The following is a 22,367-nucleotide window of genomic DNA, read 5'->3' on the forward strand; positions in this document are numbered from 1 at the left end:
TAACGCATCGAACGGGAGATCGCGATGAAGCGGATCGGCATTGCAGGATGGCTCACCATGTTGCTCGCGAGCGCCGCACTCGCGCAGGCCGGCGACGCCGATGCGCCCGACGCGCGGCGCAACTGGTACGGCGATCCGTTCGTCGCGCTGTCGCAGGACGTGGCCGAATGCCCATTGCCGCTCGGCCCGTGGATGACACGCGCCGAGATGACGGACGATGCGCACTACCGCGCCGAACGCGGCACGACCTGCTGGCTCGCCCATCGCTGCACGAAACCGAACTCGTATATGTATGACGCGTCGATCGCCGATGCGGCGAAGGCGCACTTCGCCGGCTCGGATCGTCTGCGCGGCACGAGCCTGTGGATCACCGTGCAGCGACGTTTCATCTACGTCGAAGGATGCGCGGATACGACGCTCGATCGTCAGGCGCTGCAACGCGAATTCGAGGCGCTTCCGGACGTCGAGCAGGTTTTCGTTCGCATCACCGACGATCCGCGCAAGCGCTTGCCGTACAAGGTGCGCGGGCAACCCGAGCGCACGCCGGACTGACGGCCGAAGGGCTGCCCATGGCATACTCGCGACATTCAAAAAAAGGTTGACGGGAAGAACGATGAAACACATGCTTGCGTCGGTCTGTCGGTGGCCTCGGGCGGCCGTGATGGGGGTTCTGGTTGCCGGGCTCGGCGGGTGCGGTGGCAGTGCTCCGCTGTTCACGTCGGACGGGCGTCCGACCACTCAGGTGCAATGCACCGGCAGCGACTGGAGCAATTGCACCGACAATGCCCGGGCCATGTGCAACGGCGATTTCGACGTGATCCAGCAATCGACGGATGACGCCGTGCGAAATCTTCTCTTCGCATGCAAGAAGAAGAGCGGTTATTGATCCCGAAATGACCGGCTGAGGAGATCACGATCGGGCGAAGCGCTTTTCCGTTTGCTTTGAGTCACTTGTTTTTCACGAATAACACTCATGGAGTCCCATCCATATGGCGACCTACAGGCAACTGAGCGCGCAGCTCGAACGGCTTCAGCAAAAAATCGACAAGGAACGTGAAAAGGCGGTTGCCGACGCGATTGCGCATATCCGCGCGAAAATCGACGAATACGACATTACGCCGGAAGAGCTCGGTTTTCTTCCGGCAAAATCGGCTGCCGCCGCTACCGCCGCGAAGCCCAAGCGAACCTTGCCGCCGAAGTACCTGAACCCGAAGACGGGCGAAACCTGGAGCGGCCGCGGGCGGGCGCCGGCATGGCTGGGCAAGAACCGCGGGCGTTTCCTGATCAAGGACTGACTCCCGAAAATCCTCACCTTTCGCGTGCCGACCGACGGTGCGAACGGCCATGCGGCCTTCGCACCGTTTTGTTTGGGCGCAATCGTCATGTGCTTTTCCCCGGCGAATTGAAGTACAACGTCGCGCAATTAACGGATCCCGTTTTGCGAATTCGCCGCGATCCGGCCGCATATTGCGGCGAATTTCCGTAAACACCCGCGTAATGGCGCAATGCATGCGCATTGTCGTTCGCGCTTTTCGCGGTGCCTGCCCGACACGGATTTTCATCACCTTTCGCATGCTGGCGCAGTGTGTCGTGTGAATCCCGAAGATACTCACCATGGCTCCTGTAAATCCTCACCTTTGAGAAGCGGCTGCAGCGTCGTGCCGCGTGACGTGCCGCGCTGCATGCATCGCGCGAAGAACTGGCGCTGCGACGCCGGGCAGCGTGGGTTGCCGTCCATGGTGCGAGCATTGACGTCCGTCGAATAGTCGGCCGTTCGGCATATAGGCAGTCGCGGGCGCTTCGCCTATGCTTGGAGTTCGCGTCGATCGGCGCACGGCCTGCATGGCCGCACGCCGATCGTGTCGTCTTTCGTCACCGCAGGGAGCCGATGTGACCGTTCGCCATCTCGATGCGTTGTTCCAGCCCAGGTCCGTGGCGATCGTCGGCGCGTCGTCGCGCGCGGGCAGTATCGGCGCGATGGTGTGGTCGCGTGTGCTCGACGGCGCGTTCCAGGGGCCCGTGTGGCCGGTCAATCCGAAATATCGCGAGCTGGACGGGCATGCGGTCGTCTCCGATGTCGACCGGCTGCCCACGCCGCCGTCGGTTGCCGTGATCTGCACGCCGCCCGCGACCTGGGCCGGCATCGTGCGCAAGCTGGGCGAGCTCGGCACGCGCGTGGCGGTGATCGTCGGCGAGGCGCGCACCGAGGCCGATCGCGCTGCGGTCGATCGCACGCTGAAGGCGGCGAAGCCGTTCGTGCTCCGTATCGTCGGGCCCGGCAGTCTCGGCGTGTCGTCGCCCGCGCGGCATGCGCATTTCGGCGCGCCTGCCTATACGGCGCGATCGGGCGGTGTCGCCTGGGTGTCGCAATCGAATGCGCTGACGAACGCGGTGCTGGGCTGGGCCGATGCGCGGGGCCTCGGCTTTTCGCATGTCGTCGCGCTCGGCAGCGAATCCGATGTCGATGCGGGCGACGTCCTCGACTATCTGGCGAGCGATCCCGGCACGCGCGCGATCCTGCTCGAGCTCGATACCGTGCGCGCCGCGCGCAAGTTCATGTCGGCGGCGCGCGCGGCCGCACGCAACAAGCCGGTGCTCGCGTTGCGCACCGGCCGTGCCGACCCCGGCGATGCGCTCTACACGGCGGCGTTCCAGCGCGCGGGCATGGTGCGCGTCGATGCGCTCGACGATCTGCTCGACGAAATCGAGACGCTCGGCGTCGGCCGTGTCACCGCGCGGGGCGCGGCGACGCTCGTGACGAGCGATGCGGGCGTGGCGAAACTCGCGGTCGATGCGGTTGCCGAAGTGCGTGACGTGCTGACCGACTGGTCGCCCGCGGCAACGTCGGCCGTCGCGGCTGCGCTGCCGCACCTCGCGGCGCCCGGCAATCCGCTCACGCTGGGCGACGATGCGCGCCCCGAGCACTTTGCCGCGGCAATCAAGGCGCTCGCCCCGTTTCCGCAGACGGGCACGCTGTTCGTCGTTCATTCCACTTCGCACAGCGCGCCGGCCGATTCGGTCGCGCGTACGCTGATCGACGCGCGGCAGCATGCGCCTCGCGGCATCCTCGCGTGTTTCTTCGGTGCGGTCGACGCGGCGACGCGCGACGCGCTGCACGCGAACGGCATTCCGGTGCACACGACGCCGCAGCGGCTCGCACGCGCCTATGCGCGTCTCGTCGACTACAACCTCGGGCGCCAGTTGCTGATGCAGACGCCGGAGGGCACGCCGCCGCAGCCGGCCGAGTGCGTGGCGTCCGCCCAGGCCGCCGCACGCCGCATGGTCGAAGCCGGTCAGCATGAACTGGCGGGCGAAGCCGCGCTGCACTGGCTGTCCCGTTTCGGTCTGCAAGGCGAGCCGCCCGACGAACCGGCCGGCAAGAAGGTCGTCGACATCACGGTCGACATGTACGACGATTCGAACTTCGGTCCGGTGTTTCGCTATGCGGTGCCACCGGCCGACGGCGTATCGGCGCCGTTCGTCGTCTACGGCCTGCCGCCGCTGAACACTGTGCTCGCCCGCGCAGTGATGGAGCGTTCGCCGTATGCGCGCAGCACGCCCGTCGAGCCGACGCTCGACGCGCTGACGGCACTGTCGCAAGTCGTGTGCGACGTGCGCGAAGTCGTTGCGATGTCGGTCACGCTGCGCGTGCTGCCCGACCGCACATGGGTGGTCGCGCCGCGCATCACGCTGGCTTCGGGGCGCAGCCGGCTCGCGATCATGCCGTATCCGCGGCACCTCGAGCAGACGCTCGAGTGGCGTGGCGAGACGGTGACGATCCGTCCGATCCGTCCGGAAGACGAGGCCGCTCACAACGAGCTGCTCGGCGCGATGACGCCGGAAGATCTGCGGATGCGTTTCTTCGGCGCGGTGCGCAGCTTCGATCATTCGCAGGTGGCGCGCATGACGCAGATCGACTACGACCGTGAGATGGCTTTCATCGTGTCCTTCACCGATGTGTCGGGGCGCGACCACACGCTCGCGGTCGCGCGGGCGGTCGCCGATCCCGACAACGAGACGGCGGAATTCGCGATCGCGGTACGGCCCGATCAAAAGGGCAAGGGGCTCGGCCGGCTGATGATGACCCGCATCATCGACTACGCGCGCTCGCGCGGCACCGCCTGGATGGTCGGCGAGGCGCTGCGCGAGAATTCGGCGATGATCTCGCTCGCGAAATCGTGCGGGTTTGCGGTGTCGACGACGGAGGAGCCTGGCGTCGTGGGTTTCAGGATGAAGTTGCAGCCGTAGGCGTCGGCGTCGGTCTCAGGTCTGGCGCTTAGGGCAGCGCAGAGCGTCGACGCGTCCGAACATTTCGTCAAGTCGCGCGATAAATAAGGAATGCAAATCGTTTGAGCCGGCGTTGAAGCAAGGCGTCTGGCAACGTGTCGGACCAGTCGGTCGCAGCGATACCGCAACGCAAGTACGGTGTCCGGCGATGCTCGCAGCGTGCTGCGATATTCGTCCGCTGCAGCCGTTTCCACCGATGCGCCTGCAAGCCTTCGCTATCGCACTCCGGCTTCGCGTTTTCAACGCCGCCTCCAAGGTGAGACTTTTCGGGAGCGGCGAGTGAGCTTTTCCGGGGCAGCATGGTGAGCCGATACGGGAGCGTTCGGTGAGCTATCCCGGGAACGGCCGGTGAGCACCTACGGGAGAGGCCGGTGAGCCTTTCCGGGAGGCTTCGGTGAGCACTTGCGGGAGCGATGGGTGAGGACGTTCGGGAGCCATCAGTGAGCGTTTCGCGAGTCTCGGGTGAGGCTTTTCGGGAGACCGTGGTGAGCGCTTGCGGGATGCTCAGGTGAGCTTTTTCGGGAGCATGCGAACGCGCGGCTCCCGTGGGCGCGGCGCCGGCTCGTGCCGGCGTGACGCGCGGGTGCGGGCACGCAGGAACCGTGCCCGCGATTACTTTCACGCAGCGAGTTTCGCCGCCGCGTCGTTTACCTGGTCGCGCGAAATCGCGAGTTCCTCGAGGTGCGCATCGGCATAGACAGCACCGGTTTCGCGCTCGAGGCGCGCGATCGTGAGCGCACAGCGCGCGGTGTCTTTCGGCATCGCGATGAAGCGCTTGACCGACTCGCCGGACGTGAACGCGTCGAACAGTGCGCCGCGCACGTCGTCCGGAAGCGTCTTGGTCCACTGGTACGGCTTGCCGTTGAACGTGATCGACGGCGGCAGCGTGCGTTCCTTCTTGGTCGCCGTGATGAGCCCGTAGGTGCGCGCCGCGTCGCCGATCTGCTCCGGCGAGAAGAGTTCGTCGGGCGTGATGTCGAACTGCTCGATGTAGTTTTCGATCGCCTGCATTGCGGTGGCACGATCGTCGCGCTTTTTCTGCGCGCGCGCGACGATATCGCGCAACTCGTCCGCTTCCTCGGGCGTGATCGTGAAGCTTGCCTGCTTCTGCTGAAGTTCGGAGAAACGCTGGAATTCTTGATCGTTCAGAAGTTTGGCCATGACATCCATCGGACACGACGGTCGCGACAACCGGCCGCCGTAGTTTTTGAGAGGGCCGCTATTCTAGCGTAGCGCCGCGGGCACCCGATGCGACATCGCGCATCGGGCACCGCACGGGCGTCGCGCACACCCGGAGCCGGCGCCGCCGCGCCGTGCCCCGTGCATTTTGCCGGGTAATCCGCGCGTCAGCAGGTCTCGGTGCGGCACATCGACAGATAAGCGGCCGTATCGCGCAGTGCGTCGACGACCACGTCGACGGACGGCGCCATGTGCGCATCGATCCGGCGCATGTACGGACACGTCAGCACCGCGATCGCGTGGCCGGCCGGCCCGAGGATCGGCACGGTCAGGTCGGTCACGCCGTACGCTTGCCGGCTGTCCTGGCGCAGATAGCCGGACTGCCGGATCGACTGACACGCATTCGCGAGCTCCTGCTCGTTCAGCGGCGCCTCGCCCTTGACCTTGCAGTGCTCGGCCAGCATGTGCGCGCGTTGCTCGGGGCCCTGGTACGCCAGCATCATGCAGCCCGACGCCGTATCGGCGAGGCCGACGCGCGAGCCGAGCCGGACCGACACGCCCCACGGGCCGGGCCCGTCCACCTGCGCGATCACGAGCAGGTTGCCGCGATCGTAGACGGACAGGTGGCACGACTGCTCGGCCGCATCGGCAAAGCGCTGCATCGGCGGCAGCGCCTCGGCGATCAGCCGGTTCATCGGCGGATGCCGGTGCGCAAGCGCGAACAGCTTGAGGCTGAGCGTGTAGCGGTCGCCGCCGGTCGAGCGCATCACATAGCGGCGCGCGACGAGGCGTTCGAGCATCCGATAGATTTCGCTCGCGTTACGGCCGAGCTCCTTCGTGATTTCGGTGCGGGTGAGTCCTTCCTTCTGCTCGGACAGGAGTTCGAGAATGTCGAGGCCCTTGTCGAGCGCGGGTGCGCGATAGCGGTCGATAGCGGCCATCGATTCCCGTGCGTCGCTGCCGGGAAGCGGGTCGTTGGTTGTCTGCATTGTCGGTGTGAGGTTGGGGGATTACCGTCGATCGGTTGGCGACGCACGCTGGCCGGTTCTGCACGCGTATAGGGCGGCCGCGCGGATGGCCATGGAAGCCATCCGTGCGAGCTTAGCAATAAACATACAGTGTGCAATGCAGCGTCTTTTTACCGATCGTTACCGAACAAGAACGGATGGGCAAACGTTTTCGATGACAGGGGCACCCCGAATAGCCAGTATTCATGCTCCGATGGCAGACGCTGCCGCGAACGGCGGCCGATCGATCGACGCGGTGCAGCGGGTGCTGCGCCGCAGTGTCGGCAGACGCACCAATAGTCGGTATCCGTCGCGCGTCATTTCACGGCGCGCGGCCGATGGTACAAAGGCTTGCGGGCCAGCGACGGCGCGGCCGCGCGTGCAGCCGGCCGGCATGGGCCGGCACGCGTCGCGGATGTCGGGCCGTCGTCGCCGATGCGCAGACCGGCGGCCGCCCGTTCGATGCGCGCCGTACCGTCGTACGGCGCCGCGATCGCTGCGCCCGCGCGACGCTCGCGCGTCGACGGCATGCCGCAGGCGGCGCCGACGCGTGCACTCGACGATCGACGACCCGTCCGGCGCGGCCGCGAAAGGCCGCGTCGGCCGGTATCCTGTCCCATTCGACAACAGAGGTTAAGCACGATGAAACTGCTTCGCTATGGCCCGTCCGGCCAGGAAAAGCCCGGCATCCTCGACGCGGCCGGCCGGATTCGCGACTTGTCCGCGCACGTGCCGGATCTTGCCGGCGATGTGCTGTCCGACGCGGGTCTCGCGCGGCTGCGCGCGCTCGATCCCGCCACGCTGCCGCTCGTGTCCGGGGAGCCGCGCATCGGCGCGTGCGTCGGCCGCGTCGGCAAGTTCATCGGCATCGGCCTGAACTATGCCGACCATGCGGCCGAAGCCGGCATGGCGGTGCCGAAGGAGCCGGTCGTGTTCGGCAAGTGGACGAGTTCGATCTGCGGCCCGAACGACGGCATCGACATCCCGAAGGGTTCGGTCAAGACCGACTGGGAAGTGGAGCTGGGTGTGGTGATCGGCGCGACGTGCAAGGACGTCGGAGAAGCGCGCGCGCTCGATTACGTCGCGGGCTATTGCGTGGTCAACGACGTGTCCGAGCGCGAATGGCAGCTCGAGCGCGGCGGCCAGTGGGACAAGGGCAAGGGCTTCGACACGTTCGGCCCGCTCGGCCCGTGGCTCGTCACGCGCGACGAAGTGCCGGATCCGCAGCGTCTCGACCTGTGGCTCGAAGTCGACGGCCACCGTTATCAGAGCGGCAACACGCGCACGATGGTGTTTACGGTCGCGCAACTGATCGCGTATCTGTCGACCTGCATGACGCTGCAGCCGGGCGACGTGATCACGACCGGTACGCCGCCGGGCGTCGGCATGGGCATCAAGCCGTCGCCGGTGTTCCTGAAGGCCGGCCAGACGGTGCGCCTCGGGATCGAAGGGCTCGGCGAGCAGTTGCAGAGCACGCGCAACGCGCAATGAGCGCGTGAGCGGCGCGGGCGGCTGGAGCATGCCGCCACCCGCGCGCCGGTCATGCTACTCGACCCGTCGGCATGACCGCCGGCGCGACCGGCGCGCACCGAACGACGAGGTAACCGAAACCATGGGCCCGGTTCCGCGCGATGCGGAATCGGGCCTTTGTCGCTCGTCCGGGGCCGGACGAAGCGGATCAGACCACGTTGTCGAGCTCGCAATGCGCTTCGAGCCGATACCCGTCGGGATCGACGACGAACGCCGCGTAATAGCCGGGGCCGTAGTGCTCGCGCTTGCCGGGCCCGCCGTTGTCCTTGCCGCCGTGCTCGAGCGCGGCACGGTAGAACGCGTCGACCTCGACCGGCGACGCGGCCTTGAACGACAGGTGCAACCCCGAATCGGGATCGGCGACGACGGGGCGAGCCGCGTGCTGCAACCACAGTTCGGGCTCGGTCGTGCCGTACCCGATGGCGCCGTCGTCGCTATACAGACGCTTGTAGCCGAGTGCGCCGAGCGCGCTGTCGTAGAAGGTGCGGCTGCGGTCGATGTGTGCAACGCCGAACGAAAGGTGATCGATCATCTGTGGCTCCTTTGAACCGAGGGGGGACGTCAGTGCGGCAAACCTGCTTACAGACACCACGCCAGCCGCTTGTAGCGAAGCGTGCCGAGCGTGATGTCGTCGTACGTGCGGCCGGTGGGCTTGTGGATAACGCTGAACGAAAGACGATCGATCATCTGTGTCTCCTTGAGTCGAAGGGGCGTCGGTGCAGTCAACCTGTTTTTAACCACCATGCCGGTTATGTTAGAAATCGCTCGGGCGCTTGTCAACCGGCATGGTGGTTAGATACGATCGCGTCATGAGAAAAACGCAACCTTCCGTCACGACGGACTGCCTGATCCCGGCGCCGCCCGAAACGCTGAGCCTCGATTTCGCGAACACGCTGTACTGGCGCGGCAGCGATCCGCCGACGGAAACCTTCGGCACGCTGGACGACCTGCTGGCGTGGTGCCGCGAACAGGCCGGCGTACCGGCCGGGCTGGCCGACGCATGTCGCGTGCCCGGCGAAGGGAAAGAGACGGGCGACGCGCCGACGATGCTCGCGCGGGCGCTCGCGTTGCGCGAGGCGCTATACCGGCTATTTCACGCCCAGGCGGAGCAGCGCGAGCCGCAGGATGCCGATCTCGCGCTGCTCGGCGGCTTTCTGGCGGAAGCGTCGCCGCGCGTTGCGCTGGCGCGCGTCGACGGTCGCTATGCGTGGCGGATCGACGCGTCGGGCGCCACGCTCGCGGGGCTGTTGAGTCCGGTGCTGTGGTCGGCGATCGACCTGCTCGGCGGCACGCGGCTCGCGAAGGTCAAGCGCTGTGCGAACGATGCATGCCAGTGGCTGTTCATCGACGACAGCAAGAACGGCAGCCGACGCTGGTGCTCGATGTCGTCGTGCGGCAATCGTGCGAAGGCGTATCGCCACTATCACAAGGCCGAATGACCGGGCGGCCCGAACCTATTTCGCCGACAACTTCCGCCACAGCGTCGTCTTGCTGATGCCGAGCATCGCGCACGCGCGGTCGCGGTCGCCGCCGCACGCGTCGAGCACCGCGCGGATCTCGTCGGCTTCCGCGCGACGGCGGCGCGCATGTAGCGTTTGCGCGTCGTCGGCGTCGGCCGTGTCGGGCGGCGCGGCGAACAGCTCGGGCGCGATCGCCTGCAGCGCGCCGGGGGCGAGCGCCGCGCACGCGGCGCCCGGATCGCTTTCGTCGACTTCCTCGGCCAGCTCCACCGCGATCCGCTCGACCACGTTCTGCAGTTCGCGGACATTGCCGGGCCAGCGGTAGCGCGCGAGCGTCGCCTGCGTCGCGTCGAGCACGCGCAGCGCGTCGTCGGTGTCGCGCACGCGTTCGGCGAGACGCGGCTCGCGCCGCGCGGCCTGCACGAGCAGCGTCGCCGCGAGCGCGGGAATGTCGGCTGCGCGCTCTCGCAGCGGCGGCAGGCCCACGTTCAGGATGTTGAGCCGGTAATAGAGATCCGCGCGGAACGTGCCGGCCTCGACGGCCGCGAGCAGCGGCCGGTGCGTCGCGGCGATCACGCGCACGTCGATGCGGATCGGCTCGGTCGAGCCGAGGCGGATCACCTCGCGCTCCTGCAGCACGCGCAGCAGCCGGCTCTGCAGCGACGGCGGCATCTCGCCGATCTCGTCGAGAAACAGCGTGCCGCGGTGCGCGGCCTCGAACAGGCCGGTCTTGCCGCCGCGCCGCGCGCCGGTGAACGCGCCTTCTTCATAGCCGAATAGTTCGCTCTCGAGCAGCGCTTCCGGAAACGCGCCGCAGTTGACCGCGACGAACGGATAGTTGCGCCGCGCGGACAGCGCGTGCAGGCTCTGCGCGATCATTTCCTTGCCGGTGCCGCTTTCGCCGAGCACGAGCACGGTCGCGTCGGATTTCGCGTAGCGGCGCACGAGGTCGCGCACGCGCGTCATCGGCGCCGATGCGCCGACCACGTCGTCGAGCGCGTAGCGTGCGGCGAACTGCTGCGTGGTCGGTTGCGAACGCAACGCGCGATCGAGCCGTTCGACCGCACGCGATTCCTGGAACGTCAGCACGCTGCCCGACGTGACGCCGCGATCGACCAGCGGCCCGCGATGCACGACGTAGCGCACGCCGCGTATCGTCGCGAGCGCGTCGCCGTCTTCGCCGCGCAGTGTGCGCAGCTCGGGCCGCAGGTCGACGAGCGCGCGACCGACAGCCGCCGCCGGTTCGACCCCGAGCGCCGACGCGAGCCGTTCGTTGATCGCCTCGACGCGGCCGTGCGCGTCGAGCGCGACCACGCCGTCGCGCAGGTGCTGCAGCAGCGTGTCGAGCCGCTGGCGGCGGAATGCCTCGGCGTGCGTCGCATATGCGACTTCGAGCGCCGTCTCGACCGCCTTGCGCACCGACGCATGCGAATACAGGAACACCGCGCCCATGCCGGCACTCGCCGCGAGGTCGGTGACGAGGCCCGGGCCGACGATCGTCTCGATGCCGCGATCGCGCAGGTCGTGCACGCAGGCTTCCGCTTCCTGCGCGGACTGATATGACGCAAACTGCACGTCGAGGCCGTACGCGGCGACGAAGCGGCGCACCTCGGGCGGCGTTTCGCCGGCGCTGACGAGCGCGATCCGCGCGGCATCGCGCCGCGCGCGCGCGAGCGCCTGCATCACGTCGAAGCCGGTCGGCGACACGACCACCACCGGCACCTGCGCGCGCGTTTTCAGGAAGCCGCCGTTCGAGCCGGCCGCGACGATCACGTCGGGCCGCGCGGCGCCGGCCTCGGCGATCGCGCTCAGCGCGTCCTCGTACGCGCGCGTCACGATGCGCACGTCGGCGCGTTCGTCGAATTCGCCGGCGATCTCGCGAAACAGGTCGCGCAGGCGGCTGATGCCCATCGCCCAGATGCGCGGGCGCACGGTGCGGTCGGCCGGGCCGACGGGCTTGGTCGAAGTGAGGTCCATGACGGCCGATTATGCGCGCGCGATTTCATTTTTGAAACATGAAATTGCCGAATTGAAATGGGCGACCGATGCAACGCCCTCGGCGGTTGCTTAAGAATCAGTGGGTTAGCGACGTTTCGCGCGCTGGCCCGGTCCTTGCTGTTATCGGGCATTCCATCAGGAGGCCGTTCATGAGCAATACGCATCTTCAGAGCGCCGGCGCGAAGTTCCGCGCGGCAGTCGCGGCGGAGCAGCCGCTGCAGGTGGTCGGCGCGATCACCGCGTACGCGGCCAAGATGGCGCAGGCCGTCGGCTTCAAGGCCGTGTACCTGTCGGGCGGCGGCGTCGCGGCGAACTCGCTCGGCATCCCCGACCTCGGCATCAGCACGATGGAAGACGTGCTGATCGACGCGACCCGGATCACCAACGCGACCGACCTGCCGCTGCTGGTCGACATCGACACGGGCTGGGGCGGCGCCTTCAACATCGCGCGCACGATCCGCTCGTTCATCAACGCCGGCGTCGCGGCCGTGCACCTCGAGGACCAGGTCGGCCAGAAGCGCTGCGGCCATCGCCCGGGCAAGGAAGTCGTGCCGACCGAGGAAATGGTCGATCGCGTGAAGGCCGCGGTCGATGCGCGTACCGACGACCAGTTCGTGATCATGGCGCGCACCGATGCGGCCGCCGCCGAAGGGATCGATTCGGCGATCGAGCGCGCGGTCGCGTACGTCGAAGCCGGCGCGGACATGATCTTCCCGGAAGCGATGAAGACGCTCGACGACTACCGTCGCTTCAAGGCGGCCGTGAAGGTGCCGATCCTCGCGAACCTGACCGAATTCGGCTCGACGCCGCTGTTCACGGTCGACGAACTGCGCGAGGCGAACGTCGACATCGCGCTGTACTGCTGCGGCGCGTATCGCGCGATGAACAAGGCCGCGCTGAATTTCTACGAAACGCTGCGCCGCGACGGCACGCAGAAGGCAGCCGTGCCGACGATGCAGACGCGCGCCGAGCTGTACGACTTCCTCGGCTATCACGAATACGAGCGCAAGCTCGACGAACTGTTCGCGCAGGGCAAGAAGTAATGCGCCCGCGCGCCGGGACGCGGTTCCCGGAACGCATTGCATGAAGTCGGGGCGCGCCGCAGCGCCGGCCCCGGCCGAGACAGATCCCCATTGGAGAACGGAAACATGAGCGAGACGAAAGACGCAGCAGCACCGGCCGCCGCAGGCGCATTCAAGCCGAAGAAGTCGGTGGCGCTGTCGGGCGTGACGGCCGGCAACACCGCGCTGTGCACGGTCGGCAAGACCGGCAACGACCTGCACTATCGCGGCTACGACATTCTCGACGTCGCCGAATCGTGCGAATTCGAGGAAATCGCGCACCTGCTCGTGCACGGCACGCTGCCGAACCTGACCGAACTGGCTGCCTACAAGGCCAAGCTGCGTGCGCTGCGCGGCCTGCCGAGCGCGCTGAAGGCCGCACTCGAACAGATTCCGGCGTCGGCCCACCCGATGGACGTGATGCGCACGGGCGTGTCGGTGCTCGGCACCGTGCTGCCGGAGAAGGACGACCACAACCTGCCGGGCGCGCGCGACATCGCCGACCGCCTGATGGCGTCGCTCGGCTCGATGCTGCTGTACTGGTATCACTTCTCGCACAACGGCAAGCGCATCGAGACCGAAACCGACGACGACTCGATCGGCGGCCACTTCCTGCACCTGCTGCACGGCAAGACGCCGTCGAAGTCGTGGGTCGAGGCGATGCACACGTCGCTGATCCTGTACGCGGAGCACGAATTCAACGCGTCGACGTTCACCGGCCGCGTGATCGCGGGCACGGGCTCGGACATCTACTCGGCGATCACCGGCGCGATCGGCGCGCTGCGCGGTCCGAAGCACGGCGGCGCGAACGAAGTCGCGTACGAGATCCAGAGCCGCTACAGCTCGCCGGACGACGCCGAAGCCGACATCCGCCGCCGCGTCGAGAACAAGGAAGTCGTGATCGGCTTCGGCCACCCGGTCTACACGATCTCCGATCCGCGCAACAAGGTGATCAAGGGCGTCGCGCACAAGCTGTCGAAGGAAGCGGGCGACCTGAAGTTGTACGACATCGCCGAGCGCCTGGAATCGGTGATGTGGGACGCGAAGAAGATGTTCCCGAACCTCGACTGGTTCAGCGCTGTGTCGTATCACATGATGGGCGTGCCGACCGCGATGTTCACGCCGCTGTTCGTGATCTCGCGCACGTCGGGCTGGAGCGCGCACATCATCGAGCAGCGCATCGACAACAAGATCATCCGCCCGAGCGCGAACTACACGGGCCCGGAAGACCTGCAGTTCGTGCCGATCGAGAAGCGCTGACACGTCCGCCGCGCGCACCGGCGCCCGCGAGGCGGGCGGCTGGCGCGCGCGGTGCGTCATACCCCGAATTCCCGCCCCACATCATGAATACCGCCAACCGCAAACCCCTGCCCGGCACGTCGCTGGACTATTTCGACGCGCGTGCCGCGGTCGACGCGATCGCGCCCGGCGCGTACGACACGCTGCCGTACACGTCGCGCGTGCTCGCCGAAAATCTCGTGCGCCGCTGCGATCCGGCGATCCTCGCCGAGTCGCTGAAGCAGATCGTCGAGCGCAAGCGCGAACGCGATTTCCCGTGGTTCCCGGCGCGCGTGGTGTGCCACGACATCCTCGGGCAGACGGCGCTCGTCGATCTCGCCGGCCTGCGCGACGCGATCGCGGACGGCGGCGGCGACCCGGCGAAGGTGAACCCGGTCGTGCCGGTGCAACTGATCGTCGACCACTCGCTCGCCGTCGAATGCGGCGGCTTCGATCCGGACGCGTTCGCGAAGAACCGCGCGATCGAGGATCGCCGCAACGAGGATCGCTTCCACTTCATCGAGTGGACGAAGAAGGCGTTCGAGAACGTCGACGTGATCCCGCCGGGCAACGGCATCATGCACCAGATCAATCTCGAGAAAATGTCGCCGGTGATCCAGGCGCAGGATGGCGTCGCGTTCCCGGACACCTGCGTCGGCACCGACAGCCACACGCCGCACGTCGATGCGCTCGGCGTGATTGCGATCGGCGTCGGCGGCCTCGAAGCCGAGAACGTGATGCTCGGCCGCGCGTCGTGGATGCGCCTGCCCGACATCGTCGGCGTCGAGTTGACCGGCAAGCGCCAGCCCGGCATCACCGCGACCGACGTGGTGCTCGCGCTGACCGAGTTCCTGCGCAAGGAAAAGGTGGTCGGCGCGTACCTGGAGTTCCGCGGCGAAGGCGCGGCGAGCCTGACGCTCGGCGATCGCGCGACGATTTCGAACATGGCGCCCGAATACGGCGCGACGGCCGCGATGTTCTTCATCGACGGCCAGACGATCGACTACCTGCGCCTCACCGGCCGTAGCGACGAGCAGGTGAAGCTGGTCGAGACGTATGCGAAGACGGCGGGCCTGTGGGCCGACACGCTGAGCAACGCGCAATACGAGCGCACGCTGACGTTCGACCTGTCGAGCGTCGTGCGCAACATGGCCGGCCCGTCGAACCCGCACAAGCGGCTGCCGACGTCCGATCTCGCCGCGCGCGGCATTGCCGGCCAGTGGGAAGAGCAGCCGGGCCAGATGCCAGACGGCGCGGTGATCATCGCCGCGATCACGAGCTGCACGAACACCAGCAACCCGCGCAACGTGATCGCGGCGGCCTTGCTCGCGCGCAACGCGAATGCGAAGGGCCTCACACGCAAACCGTGGGTGAAGAGTTCGCTCGCGCCCGGCTCGAAGGCGGTCGAACTGTATCTGGAAGAAGCGAACCTGCTGCCGGAACTCGAGAAGCTCGGCTTCGGCATCGTCGCGTTCGCGTGCACGACCTGCAACGGGATGTCGGGCGCGCTCGACCCGAAGATCCAGCAGGAGATCGTCGATCGCGACCTGTACGCGACGGCCGTGCTGTCCGGCAACCGCAACTTCGACGGCCGCATTCATCCGTATGCGAAGCAGGCGTTCCTCGCGTCGCCGCCGCTCGTGGTCGCGTATGCGATCGCCGGCACGATCCGCTTCGACATCGAGAAGGACGTGCTCGGCCACGACCAGGACGGCCAGCCCGTCACGCTGAAGGACATCTGGCCGAGCGACGAGGAGATCGATGCGATCGTCGCGTCGAGCGTGAAGCCCGAGCAGTTCCGCAAGGTCTACGAGCCGATGTTCGCGCGCGGCGTCGACGCCGGCGAGCGCGCGGCGCCGCTCTACGACTGGCGCGCGCAGAGCACGTACATCCGCCGCCCGCCGTACTGGGAAGGGGCGCTGGCCGGCGAGCGCACGTTGAAGGGCATGCGCCCGCTCGCGGTGCTCGGCGACAACATCACGACCGACCACCTGTCGCCGTCGAACGCGATTCTGCCGAACAGCGCGGCCGGCGAGTACCTCGCGAAGATGGGCCTGCCGGAAGAAGACTTCAACTCGTACGCGACGCACCGGGGAGACCACCTGACCGCGCAGCGCGCGACTTTCGCGAACCCGACGCTGATCAACGAGATGGCGGTCGTCGACGGCGCGGTGAAGAAGGGCTCGCTCGCGCGCGTCGAGCCGGAAGGCAAGGTCATGCGGATGTGGGAAGCGATCGAGACGTACATGAATCGCAAGCAGCCGCTGATCGTGATCGCCGGCGCCGACTACGGCCAGGGCTCGTCGCGCGACTGGGCCGCGAAGGGCGTGCGGCTCGCGGGCGTCGAGGCGATCGCCGCCGAAGGCTTCGAGCGGATCCACCGCACCAACCTGATCGGGATGGGCGTGCTGCCGCTCGAGTTCAAGCCGGGCACCAACCGGACGACGCTCGGCATCGACGGCACCGAGACCTTCGACGTGATCGGCGAGCGCACGCCGCGCGCCGACCTGACGCTCGTGATTCACCGCAGGAACGGCGAGCGTGTCGAGGTGCCGATGACGTGCCGGCTGGATACGGCCGAGGAAGTGTCGATCTACGAGGCCGGCGGCGTGCTGCAGCGTTTCGCGCAGGACTTCCTCGAATCGTCGCAGGCCGCCTGAACGACGCACATTGAGAACACAGACATGGCTCATATTCCTCAAATCAGGATTCCCGCCACCTACATGCGCGGCGGCACCAGCAAGGGCGTGTTCTTCCGGCTGCAGGATCTGCCGGATGCCGCGCAGGCGCCCGGCGCCGCGCGCGACGCGTTGCTCTTGCGCGTGATCGGCAGCCCCGATCCGTACGGCAAGCAGATCGACGGGATGGGCGGCGCGACGTCGTCCACCAGCAAGACGGTGATCGTGTCGAAGAGCACGCGGCCCGGTCACGACGTCGACTACCTGTTCGGGCAGGTCGCGATCGACCGCGCGTTCGTCGACTGGACCGGCAACTGCGGCAACCTGTCGGCGGCCGTCGGCCCGTTCGCGATCGCCGGCGGCCTCGTCGATCCGGCGCGCGTGCCGCGCGACGGCGTCGCGACCGTGCGGATCTGGCAGGCGAACATCGGCAAGACGATCGTCGCTCACGTGCCGATCGTGAACGGCGCGGTGCAGGAGACGGGCGACTTCGAGCTGGACGGCGTCACGTTCCCGGCCGCCGAAGTGCAGCTCGAATTCATGGACCCGGCCGCCGAGGAAGAAGGCGCGGGCGGCTCGATGTTCCCGACCGGCAATCTCGTCGACGATCTGGCCGTGCCGGGCGTCGGCACGCTGAAGGCGACGATGATCAACGCGGGCATCCCGACGATCTTCGTCGACGCCGAAGCGATCGGCTATACGGGCACCGAGCTGCAGGACGCGATCAACGGCGACGCGAAGGCGCTCTCGAAGTTCGAGACGATCCGTGCGCACGGCGCGTTGCGCATGGGCTTGATCGACACGCTCGACGAAATCGCGACGCGACAGCACACGCCGAAGATCGCGTTCGTCGCGAAGCCGGCCGATTACGTCGCCTCGAGCGGCAAGCGCGTGAACGCGGGCGACGTCGACCTGCTGGTGCGCGCGATGTCGATGGGCAAGCTGCATCACGCGATGATGGGCACCGCGGCGGTCGCGATCGGCACGGCCGCGGCGATTCCGGGCACGCTCGTCAATCTCGCGGCGGGCGGCGGCGAACGCAACGCGGTGCGCTTCGGCCATCCGTCGGGCACGTTGCGCGTCGGTGCGGAAGCGAAACGGGAAAACGGCGAGTGGACCGTCACGAAGGCGATCATGAGTCGCAGCGCGCGCGTGCTGATGGAAGGCTGGGTGCGCGTGCCGGGCGACGCGTTCTGATCGTCGTCGGTACCGGCGCGGATGCGGGCGGCTTCGGCCGCCCGCGTCGTTTTCGTCAGCCGTGCAGGAAGCGGCGCAGCGCGTCGTGGCTCAGGCGGCGCGCCGTTTCCGAGATGCGCGCGCCGGGCACGATGTCGAACCCGTGTACGCCGCCGGGCAGCACGTGCAGCTCGGTCGGCACGCCCGCGCGGAGCAGGCGCTGCGCGTAGTCGAGATTCTCGTCGAGGAACAGGTCCAGCGAGCCGACCGACAGGAACGTGGGCGGCAGGCCGTCGAGCCGCGTGGCGCGCGCGGCCGCCGCGTACGGCGACACGCCGTCGATGCCCGGCGCATGACCGAGCAGCGCGGTCCAGCCGAACCGGTTGTTGGCCGCATGCCAGATGAATTCGCCGGCATGCGGATGCGGCGTGCGCGTGCAGGTGCGATCGTCGAGCATCGGATAGATCAGGTGCTGGAACGCGAGCGGGAATTCGCCGCGGTCGCGCGCCAGCAGCGCCAGCGCGGCGGCGAGCCCGCCGCCCGCGCTTTCGCCGGCCACGCCGATCCGCGCGGCGTCGAGGCCGAGCGTGTCGGCGTGACGGAACACCCACGCGAGCGCCGCATAGCAGTCCTCGATCGCGCCGGGAAACACGGTTTCCGGCGCGAGGCGGTAGTCGACCGAGATCAGCGCGCAGCCGAGCTGCGTCACGAGCGACCGGTGCACCGCTTCGAGATCCTTCGCCGCGCCGCGCACGAAGCCGCCGCCGTGCAGGTGGACGATCGCCGGCAGCGGGCGCGCGTGGCCGTCGGGCAGATAGACGAGGACCGGGACGTCCGGCGCGCCGGCGGGGCCGGGCACCGTGCGGCGATCGAGCGTGCTGCCGGCCGGGTCGGGCGGCGGCAGCGGCAGCACGCGCTGGCGCGACTGCGCGAGGTTGTCGGCGTCGAGCGTGACGGTCGGCCAGGTCTCGAGCAGCGGGCGGATTTCGGGATCGACGAGATGCAGGGTCTTCAATGCAGGCTCCATCGTGGAAGTGGGCGGCGCGCGGCGGTCACAGCACGCTACGTGCGACGACCCAGCGGTGCACCTCGGTCGGGCCTTCGAAGATGCGCATCAGTCGCGCCTCGGTGGCCATCTGCTGCAACGGCATTTCCTTCGTCATGCCCATCGCGCCGAGCGTCTGCATCGCATGATCGATGACGGTCCACGCCATTTCGGTCGCGAACACCTTGACCATCGAGATCTGCGTGCGGGCATCCTGCCCGGCATCCACGCGCGCGGCCGCTTCGTAGGTCATCAGGCGGCATGCGTGGATCTGCGTGAGCGCGTCGGCGACCCACCACTGGACCGCCTGACGCTCCGCGAGCGGCACGCCGAAGGTCGTGCGCTGCTTCGCATGGTCGCACAGCAGCGCCACCGCGCGCTCGGCGCGGCCGATGCACCATGCGGCCATCTCCAGCCGCCGGTTCGCGAGCCGGGCCTGCATCGGCGCGAAGCCGACGCCTTCCCGGCCCAGCAGTTGCACCGCGGGAATGCGGCAGTCTTCGAGCACGATCTCGTAGGTCGACAGCCCGCCGATCATCGGAATCCGGCGCTCGATGACGAAGCCCGGCGTACCGCGATCGACGATGAACGCCGACATGCCGCCGCGCTTGCCCTTGTTGCGATCGGTCAGCGCCATCACGATCGTCCAGTCGGCTTCGGCCGCGTGGCTGATCCAGATCTTCCGGCCGTTCAGCACCCAGCCGTCGCCGTCGCGCACGGCCGTCGTCGACAGCGCGCCCGGATCGGAGCCGGCGCCGGGCTCGGAGATCGCCATCGCCGCACGCGTGGCGCCGCGTGCGTACGGTTCGAGATAGCGCGTGCGTTGCGCATCGTCGGCCGCGTCGCACAGCATTCGCAGGTTCGGCGAATCGGGCGGCAGGATGTACGGGGTGACGGTCGTGCCGATCGCCTCGTTCACGCCGACCATCGCGACGGCCGGCAGATCCGAGCCGCCCGCGTCGAGCGGTGCGTCGAGTCCCCACAGGCCGAGTTGCCGGGAGCGCGCGTCGAGGTGCGCGCGCTCGTCGGCGAGCAGCCCGAAGCGTTGGCCGTCGGCCTCGCGCGCCATCACCGCCGCTTCGAGCGGAATCAGCTCGTCCTTCACGAAACGTGCGACGAGGTCGCGGATCATCCGGTGTTCGAGTTCGAGTTCGAAATTCATCAGAGTGGGTCCGTACAGGGGAGGAAGAAGTCGCGCCGTCAGCTGGCGTTCGCGTGCGCCGCCGCGCGGGCGCGCAGCGTGCCGAGCAAGGCGAGCGCGCCGACCGCCAGCAGCGCGGCATTGAAATAGAGCCCGCTGCGCATCGACCCGGTGGCCGTGTTGAGCACGCCCATCAGGAACGGGCTCGCGAACCCGCCGATCGCGCCGGTCATCGTGATCGCCGCGATCGCGACGGCCATCGCGCGCTTGGGCAGCGCGAGCCCCGGCAGCACCCAGAACGCGGGCAGCGCCGCGGCGTGCGTGGCGACCGCGATGCACAGCGCGATCATCAGATGCGACGTGCCGGCGCTGGTCGCGAGAGCGGCGAGCGCCGCCGCGCACGCGAGCATCGCGACGGCGCCGTGCTTGCGCCATTCGCGCCGGCGCTCGGTGCGCCAGCCCATCGCGAGCATGCCGACGATGCCGCACAGGTACGGGAGCGCGGACAGCAGCCCGATCTGCATCGCGCCATGCAGGCCGCCGCGATGCAGGATCACGGGCATCCAGAACACGAGCGCGTAGCCGGCGGCCGCGATCGCGAAATTGGCCGTGCACAGCAGCCAGAAATCGCGATGCGCGAGCAACGGCCGCGCCGCGTGCGCGGCCGGCGTACCGGCTTCGGCCTGCGCATGCGCGGCGCGCAGCGCGGCCTTGTCGGCGTCGGACAGCCAGCGTGCGTCGTCCGGCCGGTCGTCGAGAAAGCGCAGCGCGACGAGGCCGAGCGCGCTGCTCGGCAGCCCTTCCACGACGAACAGCCATTGCCAGCCGCTCAGGCCGGCCACGCCGTCGAAGTACGACAGGATCGCGCCCGACACGGGGCCGGCGATCAGCCCCGCGAGGTACAGCGCGGTCATGAACAGCGCGAACGCCTTCGCGCGTTGCCGCGGCGGATACCACGCGCCGAGATAGAACAGGATGCCGGGGAAGAAGCCGGCCTCGAACACGCCCAGCAGGAAGCGGCACGCGTAGAACTGTGCGGGCGTCGCGACGAACATCGTCGCGGCCGAGCCGAGGCCCCACAGCACCATGATCCGGGCGATCGTCCGGCGCGCGCCGATCCGCGCGAGCCACGCGTTGCTCGGAATCTCGAACGCCATGTAGCCGATGAAGAAGATGCCCGCGCCGAGCCCGTAGACGGCATCGGAGAAGTGCAGTTCGGCGGCCATTTGCGCGTGCGCGAAGCCGATGTTGATGCGGTCGATGAACGACAGCGTGTAGCAGAGGATCAGGAACGGCAGCAGCCGACGCGAGATCCGGCGGTAGAGCGCCTGCGGCGCACCGTCGTCGACGGCGCTCGGGCGGGTCGAAAGGGTCGGGGTCATGGGCACTCCGTCAGAAGCGGTGGGCGATGCCGAGCGCGAACACCTGCTCGGTGCCGCCCGGACGCGGTTGCAGACCGGCGACGACGGTGTTGCGAGCGTCGCCGCCGTTTTTCATGTAGAGATAGCGTGCGTAGAGCGACGTCCGCTTCGACAGCGGATGGTCGTAGCCGACGCCGAGCGCGGTCGCATCGTTCGCCGAGCCCTTCACGTCGCGGCGCACGAGCGACACCAGCATGCGATCGAGGGCGCCGACGTCGATCGACGCGCCGACACTCGCGGTCGAGAACGCGGGCAGCCGCGCCGCCGTGCCGACGCCGTACAGGAACGCGGCGTACAGCTTGACCCGCGCGAACGCGTAATTGGCCGCGAACACGTAGTGGCGGGTCGTCGACGGGGCGACGACGGGCGCCAGGTTGCCGGCCGACGTATCGCCCTGGAAGCCGGCGCCGACGTAGAGGCCGCCGATCCGGTACTGAAGCCCGGCGCCGTAGTTGCGTCCGGCCTGCGTCGATAGCGCATTCGGCGTCGGAAAGCCGTACGTGGCCATCACGCGCAGGCCGTTCCAGTCGGGGCTCAGATACGACGCCGCCTGGTTGAAGCGCGGAATCGGCGGGGTCGTGTTGCTCGTGATCGTGTCGGTCGACGTCGCGAGCAGCGCGAGCGGCGACATCCGTTCGTTGAGCCCGAACGGATCGCCGTCGTACACGACGTAGAACGCGGGCGTGTATTGCCGGCCGAGCCGCAGGTCGCCGTAGCGCGTGTTCCGCAGCGACACGTACGCCTGCCGGTAGAACAGCGTGCCGCCCTGGAACGATCCGTCGGCCGGCGAGAAGCCGCTTTCCAGCACGAATTTCGTCGACGTGCCGCCGCCGAGATCCTCGACGCCCGTCAGTCCAAAGCGGCTCGTCGACGAGCCGCCGCCGCTTTGCCGCACGCTCGACAGGCTGCCGATGCGATCGAATTCGACGTAGCTGTCGACGATCCCGTACAGCGTGACCGACGACGCGTGCGCTGACGCGGCGCACAGCACGCACGCGCCGACCAGGAATGCTTTCCGTTGCATGAGGGTGTCTCCGTCCATGTTTTTTGGGCGCGCCCGCGTTCTGGGAGCGGTGCGCGCGGAGGGGCCGCGATGCCGTGCCGGG

The 22,367-nt window shown here is 68.1% G+C and carries 18 protein-coding genes; 10 read left to right on the forward strand and 8 right to left on the reverse strand.

Annotation, left to right across the window (positions count from 1 at the left end; genetic code table 11):
• Positions 1-24 precede the first annotated feature (24 nt).
• The 4 genes from WT53_RS11765 (at position 25) to WT53_RS11780 (ending at position 4,248) form a co-directional block, all read left to right on the forward strand.
• Positions 25-552, forward strand: coding sequence for a BON domain-containing protein (locus WT53_RS11765; protein ID WP_034205923.1), 528 nt, complete (start codon positions 25-27; stop codon positions 550-552).
• Positions 553-613: 61 nt separating this feature from the next.
• Complete coding sequence (locus WT53_RS11770) at positions 614-886, forward strand: hypothetical protein (protein WP_052100172.1); 273 nt, start codon at positions 614-616, stop codon at positions 884-886.
• Positions 887-989: 103 nt separating this feature from the next.
• Positions 990-1,295 (forward strand): H-NS family nucleoid-associated regulatory protein, encoded by a 306-nt coding sequence (locus WT53_RS11775; RefSeq protein WP_034205924.1) that lies wholly within the window; start codon positions 990-992, stop codon positions 1,293-1,295.
• Between the two features lie 595 nt (positions 1,296-1,890).
• Complete coding sequence (locus tag WT53_RS11780) at positions 1,891-4,248, forward strand: GNAT family N-acetyltransferase (RefSeq protein ID WP_060259920.1); 2,358 nt, start codon at positions 1,891-1,893, stop codon at positions 4,246-4,248.
• 657 nt (positions 4,249-4,905) lie between these two features.
• Here the strand turns inward: WT53_RS11780 and WT53_RS11785 are convergent.
• Positions 4,906-5,457 (reverse strand): hypothetical protein, encoded by a 552-nt coding sequence (locus WT53_RS11785; RefSeq protein ID WP_060259923.1) that lies wholly within the window; start codon positions 5,455-5,457, stop codon positions 4,906-4,908.
• A gap of 176 nt (positions 5,458-5,633) precedes the next feature.
• The gene (locus WT53_RS11790; protein WP_034205927.1) at positions 5,634-6,455 is read right to left on the reverse strand and encodes an IclR family transcriptional regulator; all 822 of its coding nucleotides are present in this window, start codon (positions 6,453-6,455) and stop codon (positions 5,634-5,636) included.
• Between the two features lie 660 nt (positions 6,456-7,115).
• On the opposite strand from WT53_RS11790, the gene WT53_RS11800 reads away from it, so the two are divergent.
• Positions 7,116-7,964 carry an ureidoglycolate lyase gene (locus WT53_RS11800; protein ID WP_059780137.1) on the forward strand — a complete coding sequence of 283 codons (849 nt, stop codon included), beginning with the start codon at positions 7,116-7,118 and terminating at the stop codon, positions 7,962-7,964.
• Between the two features lie 187 nt (positions 7,965-8,151).
• Here WT53_RS11800 and WT53_RS11805 read toward each other — a convergent pair whose 3' ends face one another.
• Positions 8,152-8,535, reverse strand: coding sequence for a VOC family protein (locus tag WT53_RS11805; RefSeq protein WP_034205930.1), 384 nt, complete (start codon positions 8,533-8,535; stop codon positions 8,152-8,154).
• Between the two features lie 253 nt (positions 8,536-8,788).
• Between WT53_RS11805 and WT53_RS11810 the strand changes: the two genes are divergently transcribed.
• Complete coding sequence (locus WT53_RS11810; protein WP_059780136.1) at positions 8,789-9,442, forward strand: ABATE domain-containing protein; 654 nt, start codon at positions 8,789-8,791, stop codon at positions 9,440-9,442.
• Between the two features lie 15 nt (positions 9,443-9,457).
• Here WT53_RS11810 and prpR read toward each other — a convergent pair whose 3' ends face one another.
• A complete protein-coding gene (prpR, locus tag WT53_RS11815; protein ID WP_059780135.1) occupies positions 9,458-11,440 on the reverse strand; it encodes a propionate catabolism operon regulatory protein PrpR in 1,983 nt (660 codons plus the stop codon).
• Positions 11,441-11,610: 170 nt separating this feature from the next.
• Here prpR and prpB point away from each other — a divergent pair, with 170 nt between their 5' ends.
• The 4 genes from prpB to prpF all read left to right on the forward strand — a co-directional run bounded on the left by prpB (position 11,611) and on the right by prpF (position 17,675).
• Positions 11,611-12,504 carry a methylisocitrate lyase gene (gene prpB, locus WT53_RS11820; RefSeq protein ID WP_034205933.1) on the forward strand — a complete coding sequence of 298 codons (894 nt, stop codon included), beginning with the start codon at positions 11,611-11,613 and terminating at the stop codon, positions 12,502-12,504.
• Positions 12,505-12,609: 105 nt separating this feature from the next.
• Positions 12,610-13,782: a 2-methylcitrate synthase gene (prpC, locus tag WT53_RS11825; protein ID WP_034205934.1), complete on the forward strand. Its 1,173-nt coding sequence runs from the start codon at positions 12,610-12,612 to the stop codon at positions 13,780-13,782.
• Between the two features lie 83 nt (positions 13,783-13,865).
• Positions 13,866-16,460: a Fe/S-dependent 2-methylisocitrate dehydratase AcnD gene (gene acnD / locus WT53_RS11830; protein ID WP_034205935.1), complete on the forward strand. Its 2,595-nt coding sequence runs from the start codon at positions 13,866-13,868 to the stop codon at positions 16,458-16,460.
• A 24-nt stretch (positions 16,461-16,484) separates the two neighbouring features.
• A complete protein-coding gene (gene prpF / locus WT53_RS11835) occupies positions 16,485-17,675 on the forward strand; it encodes a 2-methylaconitate cis-trans isomerase PrpF (RefSeq protein WP_060259930.1) in 1,191 nt (396 codons plus the stop codon).
• A 55-nt stretch (positions 17,676-17,730) separates the two neighbouring features.
• Here the strand turns inward: prpF and WT53_RS11840 are convergent, their stop codons facing one another.
• From WT53_RS11840 to WT53_RS11855, 4 genes are read right to left on the reverse strand one after another with little or no spacing between them, the layout of a single operon-like run.
• Positions 17,731-18,669 (reverse strand): alpha/beta hydrolase, encoded by a 939-nt coding sequence (locus WT53_RS11840; protein WP_034205937.1) that lies wholly within the window; start codon positions 18,667-18,669, stop codon positions 17,731-17,733.
• 37 nt (positions 18,670-18,706) lie between these two features.
• Positions 18,707-19,861: an acyl-CoA dehydrogenase family protein gene (locus WT53_RS11845; RefSeq protein ID WP_034205938.1), complete on the reverse strand. Its 1,155-nt coding sequence runs from the start codon at positions 19,859-19,861 to the stop codon at positions 18,707-18,709.
• Positions 19,862-19,899: 38 nt separating this feature from the next.
• Positions 19,900-21,222, reverse strand: a complete 1,323-nt coding sequence (locus WT53_RS11850; protein WP_034205939.1) for an MFS transporter — start codon at positions 21,220-21,222, stop codon at positions 19,900-19,902.
• Positions 21,223-21,232: 10 nt separating this feature from the next.
• Positions 21,233-22,285, reverse strand: a complete 1,053-nt coding sequence (locus tag WT53_RS11855) for a porin (RefSeq protein ID WP_034205940.1) — start codon at positions 22,283-22,285, stop codon at positions 21,233-21,235.
• Positions 22,286-22,367 lie beyond the last annotated feature (82 nt).

This window comes from Burkholderia sp. MSMB2157WGS (assembly GCF_001532755.1).
Classification (GTDB): Bacteria; Pseudomonadota; Gammaproteobacteria; order Burkholderiales; family Burkholderiaceae; genus Burkholderia.

Coding starts and splice junctions, on each gene's coding strand:
- WT53_RS11770 (WP_052100172.1), top strand. CDS start 614: ATGAAACACATGCTTGCGTCGGTCTGTCGGTGGCCTCGGGCGGCCGTG.
- WT53_RS11765 (WP_034205923.1), top strand. CDS start 25: ATGAAGCGGATCGGCATTGCAGGATGGCTCACCATGTTGCTCGCGAGC.
- WT53_RS11790 (WP_034205927.1), bottom strand. CDS start 6,455: ATGCAGACAACCAACGACCCGCTTCCCGGCAGCGACGCACGGGAATCG.
- prpF (WP_060259930.1), top strand. CDS start 16,485: ATGGCTCATATTCCTCAAATCAGGATTCCCGCCACCTACATGCGCGGC.
- WT53_RS11845 (WP_034205938.1), bottom strand. CDS start 19,861: ATGAATTTCGAACTCGAACTCGAACACCGGATGATCCGCGACCTCGTC.
- WT53_RS11850 (WP_034205939.1), bottom strand. CDS start 21,222: ATGACCCCGACCCTTTCGACCCGCCCGAGCGCCGTCGACGACGGTGCG.
- acnD (WP_034205935.1), top strand. CDS start 13,866: ATGAATACCGCCAACCGCAAACCCCTGCCCGGCACGTCGCTGGACTAT.
- WT53_RS11855 (WP_034205940.1), bottom strand. CDS start 22,285: ATGCAACGGAAAGCATTCCTGGTCGGCGCGTGCGTGCTGTGCGCCGCG.
- WT53_RS11785 (WP_060259923.1), bottom strand. CDS start 5,457: ATGGATGTCATGGCCAAACTTCTGAACGATCAAGAATTCCAGCGTTTC.
- WT53_RS11810 (WP_059780136.1), top strand. CDS start 8,789: ATGGTGGTTAGATACGATCGCGTCATGAGAAAAACGCAACCTTCCGTC.
- prpR (WP_059780135.1), bottom strand. CDS start 11,440: ATGGACCTCACTTCGACCAAGCCCGTCGGCCCGGCCGACCGCACCGTG.
- WT53_RS11805 (WP_034205930.1), bottom strand. CDS start 8,535: ATGATCGATCACCTTTCGTTCGGCGTTGCACACATCGACCGCAGCCGC.
- prpB (WP_034205933.1), top strand. CDS start 11,611: ATGAGCAATACGCATCTTCAGAGCGCCGGCGCGAAGTTCCGCGCGGCA.
- WT53_RS11800 (WP_059780137.1), top strand. CDS start 7,116: ATGAAACTGCTTCGCTATGGCCCGTCCGGCCAGGAAAAGCCCGGCATC.
- prpC (WP_034205934.1), top strand. CDS start 12,610: ATGAGCGAGACGAAAGACGCAGCAGCACCGGCCGCCGCAGGCGCATTC.
- WT53_RS11775 (WP_034205924.1), top strand. CDS start 990: ATGGCGACCTACAGGCAACTGAGCGCGCAGCTCGAACGGCTTCAGCAA.